The following is a 15,642-nucleotide window of genomic DNA, read 5'->3' as shown; positions in this document are numbered from 1 at the left end:
GGGTCGAATGCTATCGGGAGGTCAATCATTGATGGACAGTACCTTTTCTCAAATCCGCGAGCGCATGAACAATCGGCGCTTTGTGGTCGCGCAAAACGCTCACGGGCTATCCGATGCCAGCACCGTGTTTCACTACCATGTTGAGGGTCATGCGATTTCAGGCACTTACCAAGGTGGTCATATTCACCAGGGGCATATGGTCGGACGCGCGACAGGGCCCGACACCATCGAGCTTCTTTATCAGTGCATCACCACTGAGGGTGAACTGCTCGCGGGCTGGTCCCGTGGCACGGTAGACGTGGATCACGCAGGGCGTACCACGCTGGCGTTCGTCTGGGGCTGGCTGTCTGGCGCGACCGGAGGCGGGGAGTCGAGTTATGTTGAGTTGGCCCATTGACGCGTGCTGTCAGGGTTTCCAACCTTAACGTTGTGCATGATCAGGAGCCGTGAGCGAATTTGCCCACGGCGCCTTGCATGAGCGGGAAGCGCTGATCGAAAAAATAAATTTCAGCGGCGTCATACACGCTCAGGCCAGCGGTCCTCTCACCGGTTCCGAGCCTGTATACGCGACGGCATCAATCTCCACTTTGACCCCGTTGAGCTGGCAACCGAGGGTCGTCCTCACCGGCTTCAGGTCGCCCATCTGCTTCGCGTACTCGGCATTGAAACGTCCCATTTCCTCAAGGTCTGCCAGGTAAACCTGGATTTTGACCACATCCTGCAAGGCGGCCCCCGACTCGGCGAGGATTGCCCTGAGCCGGTCAAACACGGCGGCGGTCTGCTCTTCGATGGTCGTGCCGAGCAGGTTGCGAGCGGCATCGCGCGGCACAATTCCAGCAGTCAGTCGCCAGTCACCGATCTGGCGCCAGGTGGCGTAATGGCCACCCTGGGGTAAGTGGTTGGTTGTCGTCATTTCAGCGGTTCACCCATTTTTTGGGGAGTGTCAGGGCCACCAGTGCGCCGATCACGGCAATGGCGGAAATTGCATAAATACCGTTGTCGGTACTGCCGGTGGCGTCCTTGACCAGCCCAACGATGTAGGGGCTGAGGAATCCGCCCAGGCCGCCAAGGCAATTGATCAGCGCAATCCCCGCCGCCATTCCCACACCCGACAGGAACAATCCCGGGATGGCGAACGACATCGCGGTGGTGGTGTAGGCGCCAGCGGCGGCAATCGACAGGCAAAACAGCGCGATGCCCAGCGAGCTGTTGAAGAAGGTACTGGCCACCAGGCCCAGCGCGACACACAGAAAGGGCACAGCCAAATGCCAGCGGCGTTCGCGGCTGTGGTCGGAGCTGCGCGCCACCAGGTTCATGATCACCAGCGCTACGGTGAACGGGATTGCAGTCAGATAACCGACGCTGCGCATGTCTCCCACATGCAGTTGTTGCACGAGTGTCGGCAGCCAGAACGAAATGCCATACGAGCACACCGCCTGGCAAAAACAGATCAGCACCATGACCCACACGCGCTTGTCCTTGAATGTCGCGAGCACAGAATGGGTCGCTGCGTCGTTCGCCGTGCGTTGGCGTTCGGCGGCCAGCTCATCCACGACCAGCGCACGCTCTGAATCGCTCAACCAGGTGGCATGCTCGGGTTTGTCCACCAGGCACTTGAGGCACAACAGGCCCAGTAGAAGGGAAGGGATGGCTTCGAGAATAAACAGCCACTGCCAGCCGGCCATGCTGCTCATGCCGTGGGTGGACTCCAGGATGGCACCGGACAGCGGTGCGCCGATCATGCCCGACAGCGGCACCGCGCTGACAAATAACGCGATGATTTTGGCGCGATGAGAGGCCGGGAACCAAAGGGTCAGGTACAACATGACGCCGGGGTAGAAACCGGCCTCGGCCGCGCCCAGTAGAAAGCGCATGACATAGAACTGAGTCGGGGTTTCGACAAAGGCAAAACTGGCGGAAATAAGGCTCCACAGAATCATGATGCGACAAATGGTTTTTTTCGCGCCCACCTTCATCATGTACAGGTTGCTGGGTACCTCGAAAATCAGATAACCGATAAAAAAAAGTCCGGCGCCCAGGCCGTAGATCGCGTTGCTGAAACCCAGGTCGTCGAGCATTTGCAGCTTGGCGAAACCGATATTGATGCGGTCCAGATACGCGGCCACATAACACAGCATCAAGAACGGTATGACGCGGATCGCGACCTTGCGGTAAATGGCGTTGCGGTTGGCAGGTGCGTGGACCTGATGCGCGACGATGCTCGGATTGTTCATAACGTGCTCCCCTCGAACGGATGGTGAAACGCTATGGCAGTCGAAAAGGAAAAGCAGATCATGTGCCAGCTGACATGAGCGCGCATGAGATCCCACCCGTTGTTATTTTTATAGGCCGAAATTCGGCGGGTATCAGAGTGCTGCGAGGAAACTGTTGCGGATGTCGGTGACGACCATGTGGCCGGGTTTATGGGTGATGGCGAACGAAGGGCGCGCCGAGCGGATGGCTTGCTGCGGTGTAACGCCGCAGGCCCAGAACACCGGGATTTCACCGGGCTTGATGATCGAGCGGTCGCCGAAGTCTGGCAGGTCCACGTCGCGGATACCAATCAGCGAAGGGTCACCCAGGTGCACCGGGGCGCCGTGAACACTGGGGAAGCGCGAGGTCACCTGCACGGCGCGAATGGCCTGGGCTGGCGTCATCGGGCGCATGCTCACCACCATGTTGCCGCCGAAACGCCCGGCCGGGCGGTTGGCAATATTGGTGACGTACATGGGAACGTTGGTCTGTTGCTCGATATGCCGGATCGGCACGCCTGCATCCACCAGCGGGCCTTCGAAGGAGTAGGAGCAACCAATCACAAAGCCCACCAGATCATCCCGCCAGATGTCGCGCAAGTTGTGCACCTCATCCACTTGCTCGCCATCGCGGAATACACAATAAGCAGGAAAGTCCGCCATCAGGTCCACGCCGCCCAGTTCCGGCACGCGGGTATCGCCCGGCTCGGTCATGCCGATCACAGGGCACGACTTGGGGTTCAGGCGGGCAAAACGCAGAAATTCGTCAGCGTATTCCCGGGGCAGAATCGCCAGGTTGCCTTGGGTAAAGTCCGGGCAAACTCCCGCGGTCGGGGTGGTATAGCGGTCGGCGCGAACAATCTCGCGAAACTCGGCAGGGGTGTTCCAGGTGGCACTCATGGCATCGCTCCAACGGTGTGGACAGGTGATGGAGCCATGGTTGGATAGTGTGCCGTTGGTGTCTATCCAACAATAATCGTCCTGGCTGTTCACCTAATCTGAACACTGTTTGCACGCTGTTTGTGCGCTGGCGGCGCGGGCGCACCAGCGGTGCGCATCAGATGGCCAGGCAGCGGCGGAACAACTGTTGCAGCGGACGGTGGCGCTGGGAGTAGCGTTCGATCAAGACCAGCTCGCGGTAGAACACCCGTTCGTGCAGTTCGATCACCCGTACATTGTCGCGATGTTCCAGCCACAGTCCGGCCAGTGGCACCAGCGAAACCCCCAGACCGTTCTGCACCATCTTGACGATGGCATCCAGCTCATCGAGTTCAAGCACCTGGCGGTTATGGATACGGTGCTCACGCAAGAACTGCGTCACCAGGCGCCCGCCGAAGGAGCCGCGGTCATAACGCACGAAGGGCTGCTGTTCCAGCAAGTGCAGAGGGTCATCGCCTTCCATGCCCAGCGGGGTGATCAGCACGAATGGCTCCCGTGCAATGACTTCGCAATGCAACTCCTTGGGCAAGGCAAACGGCGGGCGAATCAGCACGGCAACGTCCAGTTCGCCCGCGTCCAGCTGGCTGAGCAGGTTGATCGATACGCCCGGCACCAGCTTGGCGTCAATATTCGGAGCCTCCTGGCGCAGTTTTAGCAACGTGGCTGGCAGGATTCCGGTTTGCACCGTGCCGATGGCACCGATGCGCAACTCACCGCGATAGCCGTCGAGGCTGTCCGGGCTGCCCATGGATTGGAACAGTTCCAGAATCTGCTCGGCGATGGGAATGGCCCGGTTGCCAGCGGCGTTCAGGGTGGCCGAGCGGGCGGTGCGGTCGAACAACGCCATGCCCAGAGCATCTTCTAGATTTTTTATTTGCGAGCTGACGGCCGACTGTGTCAGCCCGACTTTTTGACCAGCGGCGGCGAAGGTACCGCGTTTGGCGACGGCGAGGAACGTGCGGATTTCTCGGATCATGGCTTTCTCAGCATCGAAAAAAGTGGTGCTCAGAGCCGAGATTATCCGCTATGCATCGAAAATAAAATGCTCAAGAATAAATCCGCCCCACTTTCCGAACCAAGGAATTCACCGTGAGCCTCTCGCCTTTCCATCTCGCAATCCCCGTTTATGACCTGCCGGCCGCCCGTTTTTTTTATGGTGACGTGTTCGGTCTGGCCGAAGGTCGTTCCAGCGATCACTGGGTCGACTTCGATTTCTACGGTCACCAACTGGTGATCCACGAACACCCTAAAACCGCCTCGCAAGAGTCCGCCCACACCAACGCCGTCGATGGTCACAACGTCCCAGTGCCGCACTTCGGCATCATCCTGGGCTGGGAAGAATGGGAAGCGCTGGCTGACCGCTTGCGGGCTCGGGAAACCCAATTTGTGATCGAACCCTATGTCCGTTTCAAGGGCCAGGTCGGCGAACAGGCCACGATGTTTCTGTTCGACCCGTGCGGCAACGCCCTTGAGTTCAAGGCGTTCAAGGACATGAGTCTGCTCTTCGCCAAGTGATCGCACCCTCGGTGCGCGATCAGCCCGAGCGGCCGCGCACCCCGATAGTTTTGCCAACATAACTAATAAGAAAAAGCCTGATTTCGCCCTGCACCCTGTGTGCACCCCTCTTTGCAACTGCCCATCACAACCGTGTTCGCCTTGGGCGAACGACCGCCAGAGCAGGCTAAACCTGCTGCTGATAATGATTTATGGTCCGTGAATGGTGATTTATGTCTCGCGTGCTCGCTGAACCCCTCCATGCGCCGTCAACGGCCACTGTTGAACCCACCGCAAATGATGCCTCGGCCATTGCCCGTCGCGCGGCGTTTGCCTCTGCAACCGGTACGGCTGTCGAGTATTACGAGTTCGGTGTCTATGGCTATATGGCGACTGTGATCGCCCCGTTGTTTTTCCCCGGTGATAACCCCACCGCGGCGTTGCTGTCGGTACTGGCCGTGTTTGGCAGTGCCTTTCTGATTCGCCCGCTGGGCGGTGTGGTGCTGGGTCGTCTGGGCGACCGCATCGGCCGTCGCACCGTGTTGCTGACCACCGTTATCGGCATGGGCGTGGCCACCGCGTTGATCGGAGCGCTGCCCACGGCGGCCCAGGCGGGCATTCTGGCGCCTATCCTGCTGGTGCTGATTCGTCTGGTGCAGGGCTTTTTCGCCGGTGCCGAAATCATTGGCGCCGCCGCCTTTGTGGCCGAGTCCTCACCCAATGGCCGACGGGGCTTCTTCGGTGCCTTTACTCCCGTGGGCGTGGCCCTGGGCGGCGCGACGGCCGCCACGGTATGTGGCATCACCACCGGGCTGTTGAGTGCTGAACAATTGCAGGACTGGGGCTGGAGAATTCCGTTTTTCCTGGCCATCCCACTGGTGATTTTCTCCTGCCTGATACGCCATAACGTTGAGGAAACTCCGGAGTTCAAGGCGTTTGCCAGCAAGGAAAAACCACCGGCTGCGCCTGTGCGCGAAGTGCTCTCCAACCATTTGCCAGCCGTGTTGCGGGTGGTGGTGCTGACCTTCGGCCAGAATGCCGGTTACTGGATCGGGCTGGTGTTCATGAACATCTACCTGACCACCTACCTGGGGTTCGAGAAGTCCAAGGTGTATTGGGTCATCGCCTGCATCAGCGTGGCCATGGCGGCGATGATGCCCCTGTGGGGTGGTTTGTCTGACCGCATCGGGCGGCGCAAGGCGCTGGCCATCGGGTTTGTCGGCTACACGGTGCTGGTGATTCCGATGATGATGCTGATGAACAACGGCAGCCTGTGGATCGCGGCGCTGGCGATGTTTGTCGCGACCCTGCCGATGCCGATCATTCAGTCGGTGGGCTATCCGACCTACGCCGAGCAATTCCCCACGCGCATCCGCTACACGGCGATGGCCATCAGCATCAATCTGGGCGCCATCCTGGGGGGCGGGATCACGCCGTACATCGTGACGGCGATCATCGGCAAGACCGGCAACCTGCTCGTACCGGGCTTCTTTATGGCCGGGGCAGCCCTGTGCAGCCTGATTTCACTGATGATGCTCAAGGAGACCGCCAAGGGCAGCCTCAAGCGTTGAGTGTTCAGTAAAGATGAACAGCCTCCCTTTTTGCCCCCGCGACGGGAGCCTGAAGGGAGGCGTTGCCACGTGGGTCATGCACTCGGTTGACCCGGGCTGGTGATCCAGTGCTCGCCCTGGCGCTTGCAATAAGCGCGGCACACCTTGTGGGCAATATCGGCCGCCTCCGAGACCACCGATGAGGCGTTCTTCATATGCGACGTGGCGATCTGGAACGAGGGCGGGGCCGGTAGCGGCAGCTCCTGCAATTCGCCCCGCTCCAGGCTGTCCCTGACCAGCACCCCCGGCATGATTGCCACCCCCACGCCTTCACGTACCAGCGACACCAACGCCGCCAGCGAAGGCGAGCCGGAGATGCGCAACTCACTCGCCAACACCCCGTGTTCGGCCGCCAATTGGTGGGCGATGGCCACTGCCGCCTCGTAAGGCGCCGAGCCTCGCATCTGGGTCAGCAACTGTTTGCCCAGCACCTTGCGCACCATGTCCCGGGCCGGTACCGCACGGGGCCTGGCGACCCAATGAATGGGCAGGTCGGCGAGGGTGCGGGTCACCGCAAACGGGTTGTCGCCTTCATCGCCGATCACGCGGATTAGCAGGTCCACTTCCCGACGCATCAACTGCTCCTTGAGGTTGGAACTGAGTTCCACCGTCAGGTCGATGATGACGCCCGGCATCGCCCGGTTCATGGCCTTCATGAATTCCGGCAGGAAGGTATGCACCACCGTTTCGATTACCCCGATGCGGATCCGACCCTGCTCAGTGCCGGGCACGCTGGCCGTGCGCTCGAAGGCTTGGGTGGCTTCGATCAGGCGCTCGGCGTAAGGCAGCAAGCGGGTGCCTTCTTCGGTGATTTGCAGGGTTCTGTGGTCCCAATTGAACAGCACCGTGCCCAGTTCAGCCTCCAGTTTGCGCACCCGCATGGAGATGGCTCCCGGTGTGGAGTGCATCTGTTTGGCGACTTGACGCACACTGCCGACACGGGCCAGCAGGACGAAAGTCTCAACGAATCGAGTGTTCATAATTGCCTCAGTCTGGTGCAGGAAGCCCTGCAATTGCACGGTGTTGCACACCCGGTGGGCATGAGGTGTTCAGTTTAATTGAACAGATGCCGCGATCATTCTTAGATAGACACCCGGCACAGACTATTCAACTATTGAAGCCTGTTTGCAATCGAGCAATCGCGAGTGGCAATGGGGAACGCATGCCCGGCCCCGACGCTCGCCTTATTCAGGAGCTGCACGATGACCCTGCCGTTACCGATTTCGCTCAGTGATATTCAACAGGCCGCCGAACGTCTTGAAGGCCACGCTGTGCGCACGCCATTGCTGGAGTGCGACGCGCTCAACGCGCTGTGCGGCGGACGTGTGCTGATCAAGGCCGAGGTGTTGCAACGCACCGGCTCGTTCAAGTTTCGTGGGGCTTTCAACAAGCTGCTGAGCCTCGACAGCCAGGAGCGCCAGCGCGGCGTTCTGGCCTTCTCATCCGGCAACCATGCCCAGGGCGTGGCCTGCGCCGCCCGGATGCTCGGGGTGCAAGCCACTATCGTTATGCCCGCTGACGCACCGCAGATCAAAATCCTGCGCACACGGGAATATGGCGCCCGCGTGGTGCTGTATGACCGTTATAAAGACGACCGCGAGGCCATCGCCGCGCAATTGGCGAGTGAATCCGGGGCCATTACGGTAAAGCCGTTCGATGACCCGTTGATCATGGCCGGGCAGGGCACCGCCGGTCTGGAAATCACCCAGCAAACTGACGCATCCCTCGACCTGCTGCTGACCCCGTGCGGCGGCGGTGGCCTGATTGCTGGCGTGGGTACGGCGGTCAAAGCGTACCACCCGAGCGTTGAAATTTACGCAGTCGAGCCTTTGGAGTTTGATGACACAGCACGCTCTCTGGCCCTGGGCGAGCGGGTCGAAAACTCGCCGCACGCCCGCTCGATCTGTGATGCACTGCTGAGCCCGACCCCGGGCGAGTTGACCTTCGCGGTCAACCGCCAGCTACTTGCAGGCGCGCTGAGCGTGTCTGACGCCGATGCGCGGCAGGCCATGGCCTTTGCCTTCGAGCATCTCAAACTGGTGGTCGAGCCTGGCGGCGCCGTGGCCCTCGCCGCCCTGTTGGCGGGTAAGGTCAGGCTTGAGGGGCGAACCGCTGCGCTGGTGTTGTCGGGCGGTAATGTCGACCCGCTGGATTTTGCCCGCTACTTGCAACAGCAGCACTGACCTTTTTTGTCCTGGATGCGAACGGAAGCCATGAGTGATCACACCTCAACGTTGCGCTGGCACGCGGCGCCCTCGGGCGACAGTTGCCTGGTGCTGGAATTTGCCTCGGTCCTGAGCCGCGATGCCAATCGGCAAGCGGCATCGGCAGCGGCTCTCTTGAATCTGGCCTGGCAACGCGGGGCGCTGACGGGCATCACCGATATCGTGCCGGGGATGGTCACTGTGGGTGTGCACTACCGTCCTGAATGGATCGATGTGCCCGCAGGGCAGACGTCACCCTTCGAGGCTTTGCTGGCGCGAGTCACTGCGCTGTTGGCGGGTCAGTCGGTGGGCAGCGCGGGCGAGCCCCGGCGCATCGAAATTCCGGTGTGCTACGGCGGCGAACATGGCCCGGACCTGCACGAAGTTGCCGCTACCTGCGGCATGTCCGCCGAGGCCCTGATAGCGCGCCACAGCGGTGACTGGCTGGATGTACTGATGGTCGGTTTCGCCCCGGGCCACCCCTACATAGGCATCCTCGACGCGGACTTGAGCCCGCCCCGGCGCAGCTCGCCGCGCACCCTGGTACCGCGCGGCAGTATCGGCCTGGCCAACCGCCAGACGGTGATTTACCCGGTGGATTCTCCCGGTGGCTGGAGCCTGATCGGACGTACGCCCTGGCGCATGTTCAACAGCGAAAACCCGTCGCCCTGCGTGCTGCAAAGTGGCGACAAGGTGCGCTTCGTTTCAATCGATGCAGCGACATTCGATGCCATGAGCGCGGAGGCTTACCCATGAGCATTCAAGTGATCAGGCCCGGTCTGTGCACCACGATGCAGGACGCGGGCCGCTTGGGGTATCAACACCTGGGCGTGCCGGTCAACGGCCCTATGGATGCCCTGGCCCATGGGGTGGCAAACCTGCTGGTGGGCAATCCGACCGCCACCGCCACCCTTGAAGTCACCCTGCAGGGCCCGACCCTGCGGATCGACAGCGGTTGCCTACTGGCCATCGGCGGTGCCGACCTGGGGGCCGAGATCAATGGCGTGTCGTTAGCGCCCGGCCAGGCAGTCAAGGTCGCGGCGGGTTCGCTGCTGACCTTCGGCAAGCGTATTCACGGCGCCCGCGCTTACATCGCGGTGCATGGTGGTTACCTGCTGGCGGACGTGCTGGGCAGCACCAGCACGTTTCGTCGTGGCGGGTTTGGCGGCGTCGAGGGCCGCGAGCTGAAGGCCGGTGACACCCTGGCCATTCGCTCCAGTTTTCGCAATGTGCCCCGCGTGCTGCTGCCGACGGAGTTGCAGGCAGACCCTGCCAGCGCCAGCGAACGGCGCATCCGGGTGATCCCCGGGCGCGAGTGGCGCTTCTTCAGCGCCGAGGCACAGCAGGCGCTGGTCGAGCAGCCGTACCGCATCAGCAATGATTCCGAACGCATGGGCTACCGCCTCACGGGGGCCGAACTGAAACTCGATGCGGCGCTAGAATTACTGTCTGAAACCGTCACCTTCGGCACCTTGCAGGTTCCGCCCAACGGCCAGCCCATCGTGCTGATGGCTGATCGGCAAACCACCGGCGGCTATCCGAAAATCGCCCACGTGGCGAGCGTCGACCTGCCGTTGCTGGCGCAGCGCCTGCCCGGCGAAGAGGTGCGTTTCGAACTCATCGAACTGGCCGCTGCCCAGGCCCTGGCCGTGCGCCGCGCCCGTCTCATTCAACAGTTGGAGGCCCTGCATGCCTGAACTCGACTTTAACAGCGACCTGGGTGAAAGCTTCGGCCTGTATCACCTGGGCAACGATGAGGCGGTGCTGCCGTTCATCACCTCGGCCAATGTGGCCTGCGGCTTTCACGCAGGGGATGCCCACACCATGCGCAAGACCGTGGCCCTGGCCGCCGAGTTGGGCGTGGCCGTCGGCGCGCATCCCGGCCTGCCGGACCTGCAAGGCTTTGGCCGGCGTGTCATGGCGATTACACCGGACGAGGCCTACGAATTCGTGTTGTATCAGGTCGGCGCCCTCAAGGGCTTTACCGCTGCTGCGGGGGTTGCCCTGCATCACGTTAAGGCCCATGGCGCGTTGTACAACATGGCCGCCACGAACAAACGGCTGGCCGACGCGATTTGTCAGGCGGTCAAGGACATCGACCCGGCCCTTGTGCTGTTCGGCCTGGCCAACAGTGCCCTGACCGATGCCGCGCAAGGGCTTGGTCTGGCGGTGGCCCACGAAGTGTTCGCCGATCGCACCTACCAGCAGGACGGCACGCTCACCCCGCGCAGCCAGCCCGGCGCCATGATCACCGACATCGGCCCGGCCATTGAGCAAGTGCTGAGCATGGTGTGCGAGGGCTATGCCGTGTCGATGCAGGGCACCCGTGTGCCGGTCACCCCCGGCACCTTGTGCATACACGGTGACCAGCCCGGCGCAGCCGGTTTCGCCCGCGCCATTCGCGAGGCCCTGGAACGCGAAGGTGTGACTATTCGTCGCCCCCGGCCCTGACAGAATTTTTTCGCTATTTACCGAGTGAACTCATTGCAATGGAAATCCGCAAAGTCAAAAGCCTGATCGAACTGCTGGAAGCCTCTGGCGTCGACGAACTGGAAATCAAGGAAGGCGAGTCGTCCATCCGCATCAGCCGTCACAGCAAGGCGCCAACTGCACCCGTGTACATGGCGGCGCCAGCACCCGCTGCCGAACCGTCAGCACCAGCGGTCAATGAAGCGCCGGGCGCTCCGCGACTGAACGGCACCGTTGTGCGCTCGCCCATGGTCGGCACGTTTTACCGCCAGGCTTCACCCAGCTCGCCTGCATTCGCCGAGATCGGCCAGCACGTGAAGAAGGGCGACATCCTGTGCATCGTCGAAGCCATGAAAATGATGAACCACATCGAAGCCGAAACCAGCGGCACGATCGAATCCATCCTGGTGGAAGACGGCCAGCCAGTTGAGTTCGATCAACCGCTGTTTACCCTCGTTTGAAGCACGGAGCCTTTGCGATGCTGGAAAAAGTCCTGATCGCCAACCGTGGCGAAATTGCGTTGCGCATCCTGCGGGCGTGCAAGGAGCTGGGCATCAAGACCGTCGCGGTGTACTCCACCGCCGACCGCGATTTGATGCATGTGGGCCTGGCCGATGAGTCGGTGTGTATTGGCCCGCCGCCTGCCGCAAAATCCTATTTACACGTTCCGGCCCTTATCGCCGCCGCTGAAGCAACCGGCGCCACGGCGATCCACCCGGGGTACGGTTTTTTGGCCGAGAACGCCGATTTCGCCGAGCAGGTCGAAAAATCCGGCTTTGCTTTTATCGGGCCGAAGGCCGAGACCATTCGCCTGGTGGGCGACAAGGTCTCGGCCAAGCACGCCATGATCGTGGCGGGCGTGCCGACCGTTCCAGGCTCTGACGGCCCGTTGCCGGAAGACCCCGAGACCGCCCTGCGCATCGGCCGCGAAGTCGGTTACCCGGTGATCATCAAAGCCGCTGGCGGGGGAGGCGGTCGCGGCATGCGCGTGGTCAACCGCGAACAAGATTTGATCGAAGCCGCCAGGCAAACTCGCGAAGAAGCTGGCGCCTGGTTCAGCAACCCAATGGTCTACCTGGAAAAATACCTGACTAACCCGCGTCACGTGGAAGTGCAGGTGCTGTCCGACGGCCAAGGCAATGCGATCCACCTGGGCGACCGCGATTGCTCATTGCAGCGTCGCCATCAAAAAGTCCTTGAAGAAGCCCCGGCCCCAGGCATCGACGAAAACGCCCGCCAGCAGGTGTTTCAGCGTTGCGTGCAGGCGTGCGTCGATATCGGTTATCGCGGTGCGGGCACGTTCGAATTTCTCTACGAGGACGGTCGTTTCTACTTCATCGAGATGAACACCCGCGTGCAGGTCGAGCACCCGGTATCCGAAATGGTCACCGGCATCGACATCGTCAAAGAGATGCTCAGCATTGCGGCGGGCAACCCGCTGTCGTTCAGCCAAGAGGATGTGGTGATTCGGGGGCATGCGCTGGAATGCCGGATCAACGCCGAAGACCCGAAGACCTTCGTCCCAAGCCCGGGCACGGTGAAGCATTTTCATATCCCGGGGGGGAATGGCGTTCGCGTGGATTCGCACCTGTACAGCGGCTACACGGTTCCGTCCAACTACGACTCCCTGATCGGCAAGTTGATTACCTGGGGGGCGACCCGCGACGAGGCCATGGCGCGCATGCGCAATGCGCTGGATGAAATCGTGGTCGACGGGATCAAGACCAATATCTTGCTGCACCGCGAACTGACCCGCGACGAAGGGTTCTGCAGCGGTGGCGTGAATATTCACTACCTTGAAAAAAAGCTCGGCGCGGTGCGCTGATCCCGCTGTTAACGGGCGTCTTCGAGGCGCCCGTCAAATAACAATAAGTGCCAACTTCCACCTTTTTGCTCCTGCCCTCTCATCCTTCCTAGAACGATATGGAGCATCGCTGCATGCGTAATTCAACAACTCTGGACGCTAATAAACTGGCGTTGATCGGTGCGGGCTTACTGTTGTCGCCTTTGGCCCAGGCCGACTTTATTGCCGACAGTAATGCCAGCCTGGAAATGCGAAATTATTATTTCAACCGCGACTTTCGCCAGAGCGATTCCCGGGACAAGGCTGAAGAATGGGCCCAGGGTTTTTTATTACGCCTTGAATCCGGCTACACCGAAGGCACCGTGGGGTTTGGCCTGGATGCCGTGGGCATGCTGGGGTTGAAACTTGATTCCGGGGGCGGCACGGGCGGCACTAACTTGCTGTTGCCTCACAGTGACGGAGGCTCCCACGACAGCTACAGCAAGTTGGCCGTGGCGGCGAAAGTTAAAATATCCAACAGCGTATTGAAAGTGGGCGACTTCACCGTTAAAGACCCGGTGGTTAATACCGGAGATGCGCGATTACTGCTCAGTACGTTTCGCGGTGCGTTATTAACGGTCAAAGAAATACCCGACTGGAACTTCAACTACGGCGAACTCAGCAAACTTAATTACAACGAATCCACGGATTATCAAGACCTGAGCGCCAGTCGTATTGGCGGCACCAGCGACCGATTCCGTTTCGGCGGTTTTGATTACACCGTGTTGCCGACGTTGACTGCCAGCTACCGTCGCGGCCAGTTGGACGGGATTTATCAACAGGATTATTTCGGTGGCCTCTATGTGTTGCCGCTGGGAGAGGGGCAGCGGCTCAAGACCGATCTGCGCTACGCGGTCAGCCGTGAAGACGGCAACTTTCAGTCCCTGGACAACAAGTCCCTGGGCCTTATGACTACCTACACGGTGGGGGGCCACTCGTTTGGAGCGGGCTATCAGAAAATGACGGGCAGTGATCCGTTCCCCTACATCAACCGCGCCGACCCTTACCTGGTCAACTTCGTGATGGTGAATGACTTCGGCAACATCAATGAAAAGTCCTGGCAGGCCCGTTACGATTTCGACTTTGCTGCCGTGGGCGTGCCGGGGTTGAGCTTTATGACGCGTTACGTACACGGTGATGAGGTGCACACAACCGCCACGAGCAATGGTAAGGAATGGGAGCGAAACACTGACATTGCCTACGTGATTCAGAGCGGACCGCTGAAAAACTTCGGCATGAAATGGCGCAACGCTACCATTCGTTCGACGTTCGGCAACGACCTTGACGAGAACCGCATCGTCCTGACCTACAACTTGCCACTCTGGTAACCGGGACACTGTGCAGGAGCGCGGGCAAACCGTGCTCCTGCGGGGTGAAACACCCACGTGAACACAGGCTATAAAACCAATCTTTCACACAAGAGCGGTGGTGTAGCTATTGTTTATCCCGCAAGGTAGGACACGGCCATGAACTGAAAAGGAATTTTCGATGATCAAGCAATTTCTCAAACCCGCCCGCACCGGCGCGTTTTTTTTACTGACTTGCCTGGCGGCTTCCATCGCATGTGCTGCCGATAAAACCACGTACCCCGATGCCGCTGCCAGTGATCCCAAGACGATGGGCTGGATGGTCGGCGCGCCACCGCCACCGGATCGAATCGTACGTTTTGCCGATGGCAGTTATTTTCAATTTCCGGCCATGCGCTGGAGTGTTTCGAACTTCCGCCAATTGATGCCCACCACCAATGTGTCCCGCGGGCTCGGTGCTCCGGTACCGCTGGCGCGCGCCTTGCGCTCAGATATTGACGCCCTGACCTTTATACCGCTGGGCGCCAGCCAACCGATGACGTGGGAACACTCTCTGGCGGCCAACTACACCGACGGCATTGTCGTGCTGCACCGCGGGAAAATTATTTATGAGCGCTATTTTGGCGTGTTGACCCCCGAAGGCCAGCACGCCGCCATGTCGATGACCAAATCGGTGGTGGGCACCCTGGGCGCGATGCTGGTGGCGGATGGCACCTTGGATGCCACTCGAAAAGTGGCCGATTATGTGCCTGAACTAGCCAAGTCTGCGTTTGGCAGTGCAACCCTGCGCCAAGTGCTGGACATGACCACCGGGCTCAAATACAGCGAAGATTATGCCGACCCCAACGCGGAAGTCTGGAAGCATGCGCAGGCGGGTAATCCACTGCCGAAACCCAAGGACTACACCGGGCCGCAAAGTTACATGGAATATTTACAGACCGTTCAGCCCGAGGGTGAGCATGGTCAGGCTTTCGCTTATAAAACGGTGAACACCGATGTGCTGGGCTGGGTGATTGCGCGGGTAACCGGCAAGAATGTGGCGCAGCTGTTGTCGGAAAGAATCTGGCAGCGCCTCGGCACTGAGCAGGATGCGTACTTCAGCGTCGACTCCATCGGCACGCCGTTCGCAGGCGGCGGGTTGAACACCGGGCTGCGGGACATGGCGCGGTTTGGCGAGATGATCCGCAACAACGGTCAGTACCTTGGCGAGCAAATTGTGCCCAAAGCGGTGGTCGATGATATTCGTGCTGGCGGCGATAAAGCTGCGTTTGCCAAGGCCGGTTACGACCTGCTCAAAGGCGGCAGTTATCGCGATATGTGGTGGGTGATGCACAACGCGGATGGCGCATTCATGGCGCGGGGTGTTTACGGCCAGCGTACCTACATCGACCCTAAAGCCGAGATGGTCATCGTGCGCTATGCATCCAATCCGATTGCCAGCAACTCGGCGAACGACCCGGTCACCATCCCGGCATTTGAGGCCTTGGCCAAACAGTTGATCGCGCACCCCGAATAACGCCAACG

Annotated in this window: 16 protein-coding genes; 11 read left to right on the top strand and 5 right to left on the bottom strand. The window is 60.5% G+C overall.

The window, feature by feature from the left end:
* Positions 1-31 precede the first annotated feature (31 nt).
* Positions 32-397: a hypothetical protein gene (locus RHM56_RS23030; protein ID WP_322236375.1), complete on the top strand. Its 366-nt coding sequence runs from the start codon at positions 32-34 to the stop codon at positions 395-397.
* Between the two features lie 129 nt (positions 398-526).
* On the opposite strand, the gene RHM56_RS23025 is transcribed toward RHM56_RS23030, so the two are convergent.
* The 4 genes from RHM56_RS23025 to RHM56_RS23010 form a co-directional block, all read right to left on the bottom strand.
* A complete protein-coding gene (locus RHM56_RS23025) occupies positions 527-913 on the bottom strand; it encodes a RidA family protein (protein ID WP_322236374.1) in 387 nt (128 codons plus the stop codon).
* A gap of 1 nt (position 914) precedes the next feature.
* Entirely contained in the window at positions 915-2,234 is a 1,320-nt protein-coding gene (locus RHM56_RS23020) for an MFS transporter (RefSeq protein WP_322236372.1), read from the bottom strand.
* A gap of 132 nt (positions 2,235-2,366) precedes the next feature.
* A complete protein-coding gene (locus RHM56_RS23015; protein WP_322236370.1) occupies positions 2,367-3,152 on the bottom strand; it encodes a putative hydro-lyase in 786 nt (261 codons plus the stop codon).
* A 157-nt stretch (positions 3,153-3,309) separates the two neighbouring features.
* Positions 3,310-4,167, bottom strand: a complete 858-nt coding sequence (locus tag RHM56_RS23010) for a LysR family transcriptional regulator (protein ID WP_322236368.1) — start codon at positions 4,165-4,167, stop codon at positions 3,310-3,312.
* A 113-nt stretch (positions 4,168-4,280) separates the two neighbouring features.
* Between RHM56_RS23010 and RHM56_RS23005 the strand changes: the two genes are divergently transcribed.
* Entirely contained in the window at positions 4,281-4,706 is a 426-nt protein-coding gene (locus RHM56_RS23005; RefSeq protein ID WP_322236366.1) for a VOC family protein, read from the top strand.
* Between the two features lie 212 nt (positions 4,707-4,918).
* Positions 4,919-6,256, top strand: a complete 1,338-nt coding sequence (locus tag RHM56_RS23000) for an MFS transporter (protein WP_322236365.1) — start codon at positions 4,919-4,921, stop codon at positions 6,254-6,256.
* Between the two features lie 74 nt (positions 6,257-6,330).
* On the opposite strand, the gene RHM56_RS22995 is transcribed toward RHM56_RS23000, so the two are convergent.
* Entirely contained in the window at positions 6,331-7,275 is a 945-nt protein-coding gene (locus RHM56_RS22995; RefSeq protein WP_322236363.1) for a LysR family transcriptional regulator, read from the bottom strand.
* Positions 7,276-7,497: 222 nt separating this feature from the next.
* On the opposite strand from RHM56_RS22995, the gene RHM56_RS22990 reads away from it, so the two are divergent.
* The 8 genes from RHM56_RS22990 (at position 7,498) to RHM56_RS22955 (ending at position 15,634) form a co-directional block, all read left to right on the top strand.
* Positions 7,498-8,478, top strand: coding sequence for a threonine/serine dehydratase (locus RHM56_RS22990; RefSeq protein WP_322236361.1), 981 nt, complete (start codon positions 7,498-7,500; stop codon positions 8,476-8,478).
* Positions 8,479-8,508: 30 nt separating this feature from the next.
* Positions 8,509-9,255: a 5-oxoprolinase subunit PxpB gene (pxpB, locus tag RHM56_RS22985; protein ID WP_322236359.1), complete on the top strand. Its 747-nt coding sequence runs from the start codon at positions 8,509-8,511 to the stop codon at positions 9,253-9,255.
* Complete coding sequence (locus tag RHM56_RS22980; protein ID WP_322236357.1) at positions 9,252-10,196, top strand: biotin-dependent carboxyltransferase family protein; 945 nt, start codon at positions 9,252-9,254, stop codon at positions 10,194-10,196. Before pxpB ends, RHM56_RS22980 begins: the two co-directional genes overlap by 4 nt.
* On the top strand, positions 10,189-10,950 hold the full coding sequence (locus tag RHM56_RS22975; protein WP_322236355.1) for a 5-oxoprolinase subunit PxpA: 762 nt from the start codon (positions 10,189-10,191) through the stop codon (positions 10,948-10,950). Before RHM56_RS22980 ends, RHM56_RS22975 begins: the two co-directional genes overlap by 8 nt.
* 38 nt (positions 10,951-10,988) lie before the next feature.
* Complete coding sequence (accB, locus tag RHM56_RS22970) at positions 10,989-11,429, top strand: acetyl-CoA carboxylase biotin carboxyl carrier protein (protein ID WP_322236353.1); 441 nt, start codon at positions 10,989-10,991, stop codon at positions 11,427-11,429.
* Between the two features lie 17 nt (positions 11,430-11,446).
* Positions 11,447-12,793: an acetyl-CoA carboxylase biotin carboxylase subunit gene (accC, locus tag RHM56_RS22965; protein WP_322236351.1), complete on the top strand. Its 1,347-nt coding sequence runs from the start codon at positions 11,447-11,449 to the stop codon at positions 12,791-12,793.
* 113 nt (positions 12,794-12,906) lie between these two features.
* Positions 12,907-14,139, top strand: a complete 1,233-nt coding sequence (locus RHM56_RS22960) for an OprD family porin (RefSeq protein WP_322236349.1) — start codon at positions 12,907-12,909, stop codon at positions 14,137-14,139.
* A 160-nt stretch (positions 14,140-14,299) separates the two neighbouring features.
* The gene (locus tag RHM56_RS22955) at positions 14,300-15,634 is read left to right on the top strand and encodes a serine hydrolase (protein ID WP_322236347.1); all 1,335 of its coding nucleotides are present in this window, start codon (positions 14,300-14,302) and stop codon (positions 15,632-15,634) included.
* The last annotated feature ends 8 nt before the right edge of the window (positions 15,635-15,642 follow it).

Source organism: Pseudomonas sp. CCC3.1 (assembly GCF_034347405.1).
Classification (GTDB): Bacteria; Pseudomonadota; Gammaproteobacteria; order Pseudomonadales; family Pseudomonadaceae; genus Aquipseudomonas.
The sequence above is the reverse complement of the archived record's forward strand: the minus strand, read 5'-3'. Positions and strand labels throughout refer to the sequence as shown.